This window comes from Limosilactobacillus sp. DJ3M12 (assembly GCF_947381695.1).
Classification (GTDB): domain Bacteria; phylum Bacillota; class Bacilli; order Lactobacillales; family Lactobacillaceae; genus Limosilactobacillus; species Limosilactobacillus kinnaridis.
In genome coordinates this window covers 1-5263 of record NZ_CANCWY010000040.1, presented here as the reverse complement: position 1 = coordinate 5263, position 5263 = coordinate 1, and the positions used below count along the sequence as shown (strand labels likewise).

The window sequence follows — 5263 nt, the reverse complement described above, 5'->3', positions numbered from 1 at the left end:
ACTCCTTTTTTAGTCTACTTTGAGTCTAACCTTGTTAGGCTTTTTTTGTTAAATGTTACGAACTAGCAAATCGCGTAAACATTATTATCATAATATATTTTTTTAATTTGAAAACCTTTTTTCAGGAAAAAATTATCTCTTACAGAAAAGAGAAGTTGCTATTTAATAAGAAACTTCTCTTTGGTAAATTTATTAAACTTTTACTTAACCAAGCCATTTTAAGGATGCGGTATAGTTTACAATAATAGGTTCTCCATAGTTTACATTACTAGTTTCTACGGATGCAAGCCAGAAATCATAATAATATTGATTTCCATCTGCAGTTGTATACGTTTTGCTTCCTTTTACTTCTTTAGGTAAAAGACCCTTTACATCATTAACAGTACTTTCGCTAACTTCTTTACCCTTTTCTCCAGTTAAAGCTTCTTCGATATCTTTTGAATTCAAGATACTAGAAAATGCATCATCACTTTTATCAGTTATTAAGTCTCCCTGCTTTAGAGGATTATCGATTTTAATTTCTTCATTGTTAACAGTATTCCAAACCTGAGATATTTTAATTTGTAATGGAGAAGTTGCTACTTGAGTACCTGGTTCAGAATCAACGACTACAGTTGCCGAATAATTTGCAATTAATGGTTGTCCATACTTGGCATCTTTATTTGCAGAAACAAACGTATTTACCTTATTATTTCCGCCTTCAAGCCAGTAAATATAGTGATACCGTGCACCATTTGTTGCTGTGTATACTTTTGAAGATATTCCATCTTTAAGCCGTCCAGCTAGCTTAGTTAATTCAGCATTACCAATCAATTGACCATCATTTCCACTTAATTGAGTAGTTCCGAAAAGGTCTGTCGATAACTTTGTTCCTTCAGTTAATCCATCATTAGGAGTTACATCAGTAGTATTCCATAGTTTTGTAATTGTTGGTATTACTACTGAACTCTTCATAACAGGACTTTCATAACCTTCTAACATACCTTTATAAACATTTAATGATTGAAGAGGGTATCCTTGATCATCAAATAACGTTACATTATCCCAAGTCGTGCCACCCCAAGTAGGTTGGTTATTCCAGTACATTACTGAATCAGGTGCGTAGCCTACTGCATATTTAGAAGCCCATCCAGTGCCATAAACATCTGATACTTTTTTATTATAATCCCAATTATCATAACCTGCTTTTACCGGAATCCATGCTGGCTCCCAATAAAATGCACCTACACCATTCTGATTGACTAATGCTTTATACATGTCTGAAAGTGCATCTACTTGGCCTTGTGGATCATGACTATATGCTTGAATTTCACCACTTGCACTAATTGAGTTTCCAGTTCCATCGGCATCATTAACATTATTAATCCAGCCTGTTTCAAGAACTACCGTCTTTTTGCCAAATTCTTTTTCAGTCATCTTTTCGATAGCTTCTAAATTAGTTGGTGTACTTGCTCCGTATCCCAGATCAACATTATCATACCAACCATTTCCATCATGTGTGGACCAAAATGGATAATAAGATGTTCCTAAGTAATCATAGTCAACATTATTATCTCTTAAAACCGTCATAATGCTTCGGTATTTGTTAATATTAGGTGTTTCTAATTGAATAGCAATTTTAGCATTTGGTAATGTTTGACGAACTGCTTTAGCTCCAACTCCTAGATATTTAGCTACTTTTGCCCCATCAGCAGTTTCCCAAGTTGTAGCCCAATTACCACCATGGTCGCGGTCTGTCCAAATACCAAATGCACCATTTGTAACCTCATTACCAACTTGAACCATTTGGACATTAGCTCCGGCCTTCTTAAGATCAGAAAGTACTTTGCTTGTGTAGAGGCCAATTTCATTGCTTAAGTCATCTGTTGATAAGTTCTTCCATGCCTTAGGAAGTGGTTGCTTAGCAGGATCTGCCCAAAAGTCAGAGTAGTGGAAGTCAATAAGTACTTTCATTCCATATTTAGTTGCATCTGTAGCCATCTTAACTAGTGAAGTTTCATCATTAGTACCGCCACTGTATCCCAGTCCTTCAGCATTATATGGGTCATTCCATAACCGTAAACGAACCCAGTTAACACCAGCATCTTTTAGGACTTTAAATAAATTAGCTTCTTTTCCATCAAAGTCATAAAACTTAACACCAGCATTTATCAGCGCTTGGTAACTCGAAACATCAACCCCACGAATCATATCATCAGTCATTCCAGGGATTTTTTCAACTTTTACACTATCATAACGAAGGCCTGTATCAGTCCCGGTCTTATAAGCTAGGTCTAACTGTTCATCTGTTCTTTCACTTGCAGGGACCTTACTCTCATTAGAGTTAGTACCAGTTTCTTGACCGAATACAAGTGTTGCAGTGTAATTTACCTTTAGCTGATCTCCGTATTTAGCACCCTTGTTAAGTGCAAGGAAGTTATTTAATTTGTCATCAGCTGATTGACCTTCTAGCCAGAATTCATAATGATAAGCATCATTACCATTATAGTAATTCTTAGTGCCTTCTACTGCAGAAGTATTACCTGAAAAAGCAGCAAAAATTGTTTTAAGAACCTCCTGACTAATAATTGTACCTTTATCTCCTTTTAGAAGTTCAGCAGTTCCATTAGTCAAAGCATTTCCGAGATCTGCACTATTAACTACACTTCCTTTAGTTAAGCCATTATCTACGTCAACATTTACGCCAGCCTTCTTAAAGATATCTGAAATAGAAGCACTAATCGTGGAAGTAGCTTGTGGTTGTTCAGCTTTTTCTCCTGGTTTAAATAAAATAATTACTAACTTATTTTTATTTAGGTCTGCCCCAACACCAAGCACCGAGTTGTCTGTATTTGTAAAGTCATAACTATTCATAAAGGTATTAGTAATCTTTTGAGGATCATCATTTGTAAAATCAGTAGAATATACTACTAAAACCTTACCACTCAGTAAGTTATTAGCTTGTAATTTCTTTTCAATTACATTTTTATCAGGATTAGTATCACCTTGAGCTACTTCTTGTGCAATATCATGAAGCGCTAATTCTTGATAATCGTTATTGGTGTTTCGCCAATCATATTTAACACCTTTAATACCTTGGTTAGTCAAAGCCTGAGCAACTTCCTTAGCTACTGTATCTCTAGTTTGACCCATATCGGAAGTCTCGGTCGCTTCACCATTATCATTAAATTCGTATCCTTTACCATCAATGACTCTTACCTGATTAGTAACCATAATTCCTTGATTATCAAAGTAGTATACCTTACCATCTCTATTTAAGAATTGATCGGTGTAACGAGCACCATCGGAACCAAAGTAGTAGGTGTGGCCCCAATTCTTGTAATATTGGTCTTGGTACATAATTCCTTGATTATCAAAGTAGTATACCTTACCATCTCTATTTAAGAATTGATCAGTGTAACGAGCACCATCGGAACCAAAGTAGTAGGTGTGACCCCAATTCTTGTAATATTGGTCTTGGTACATAATTCCTTGATTATCAAAGTAGTATACCTTACCATCTCTATTTAAGAATTGATCGGTGTAACGAGCGCCATCATTACCAAAGTAGTAGGTGTGACCCCAGTTATGATAAAACTTATTAACAACTAATGATCCATTTCCATCAAAGTAGAATAATTGGTTCTCATTTGCTGTTAAGAATTGATTTTTTAATGGAATAATTCCTTCATTATTAATCCAGTAGTTAATCCCATTTATACTTTTAAGCTGGTTTTGAAGAAGCGCCCCATCATTACCAAAATAGTAAGCACGACCCCATTTTACCATGTAACGGTTATCCCAACGGGCACCATCTACACCAAAGTAATACGTACGACCCCAATTATTATAGAAGCTATTATCTAAACGACTACCATCATTTTGGAAGTAGTAAGTACGGCCCCAATTATTATAGAATCCATTATCTAACCTAGCACCATTGGCTTGAAAGTAATACGTACGGCCCCAATTATTATAGAACTGATTACGGTATAAATTACCGTTTTCACCATAATAATAGGTACTACCATTAATCTCTTTAAAAGTATTTGGCGTTGATTTCTCTGGAATACTATCTTTAATATCTGTATTTTCAGCTTTAACGTTAACTGGAGTTGTTTGTTCTTCACTATTATTAGATTCAGTTTGTTCTTGATTAATCTGTTGACTTGAATCTATATTTTTATTCTCATTTATCTCTTTTTCATTAGTACTATTCTTGTTTGTGTCAGTAAAAGTTGACTCCGAATTAGAATCAGTATCACTAGTATTATCGTTTTTTACTAAAGAATTATTAGCATCAGAAGTAGATGTAATAGTATCTGCATCAGCTAAAACACTAGGCGAACCAATAGTAAGTCCTATCCCTAAAGCAGTAGTTGCGATTGCTGCACAACACCATTTTTTACCATCTTTATATAATTTAAAATGCTTTTTTATTTCCATGACTTTTCCCTTTCAATAACGTTTTATCTAAATAATATAAATCATCTTTTAAATCATTTCAATCAGATACTTAAATCGAGTAGGAGATAATTGATTAGTTCGATTATCGACCTCTCACACCACCGTACGTACGGTTCCGTATACGGCGGTTCGACAACTTAATCACATTGAATTGACTGGAGCGTCTTGGACATATTCATAAGTCCAAGTTGTTCCAGTTTTCTATTAGTTAGAGAATAGCTCAAGGTCTTACTATGTGCAGTTCGCCAGTAGCCCTTGCGGGTACTAGCGAAGACATATGCATCACGCTGGGACAGCCCCAACTTCTGTAAGTTAGTTACCTTAGTTTTAAACTTTTTCCATTGCTTCCAGATATACTGCCTTATTCGGACCCTCAACCACTTGTCGAGGCGTTGAATAAAGTTAGTTAGTTTCCCAATTGAGTAGTACTGAAGCCAACCACGCATTTTTCGATGAATTTCTTCAAACATTCTTGTCAGAGATATTCCACGATTACGTTTAGTTAATAACCTCAGCGCTTTCTTTACTCGTTGTTGCGATTGTTTAGCTGGACGGGCGTAGGCCCCATTGTGGTCTACACCCAACGAAAAGCCAAGAAACTTCAACCGTAGCGGGCTACCGACTTTGGTTTTATCTGGGTTCACTTTAACTTTCAAGCGCTTTTCTAGAAACTGGGTAATGCTTCGCATTACTCGTTCTCCGGCTCGTTGACTTTTAACATAGATGTTACAATCATCCGCAATCGAGTAGGAGATAATTGATTAGTTCGATTATCGACCTCTCACACCACCGTACGTACGGTTCCGTATACAGCGGT

1 protein-coding gene and 1 pseudogene are annotated in these 5263 nt (G+C 35.9%); both read right to left on the bottom strand.

Annotation, left to right across the window (positions count from 1 at the left end):
* Positions 1–204: 204 nt before the first annotated feature.
* Positions 205–4425, bottom strand: a complete 4221-nt coding sequence (locus QOS06_RS10345) for a glycosyl hydrolase 53 family protein (protein WP_283596020.1) — start codon at positions 4423–4425, stop codon at positions 205–207.
* A gap of 158 nt (positions 4426–4583) precedes the next feature.
* A pseudogene (locus QOS06_RS10340) lies at positions 4584–5186 on the bottom strand (group II intron maturase-specific domain-containing protein); the annotation flags it as partial.
* Between the last annotated feature and the right edge of the window lie 77 nt (positions 5187–5263).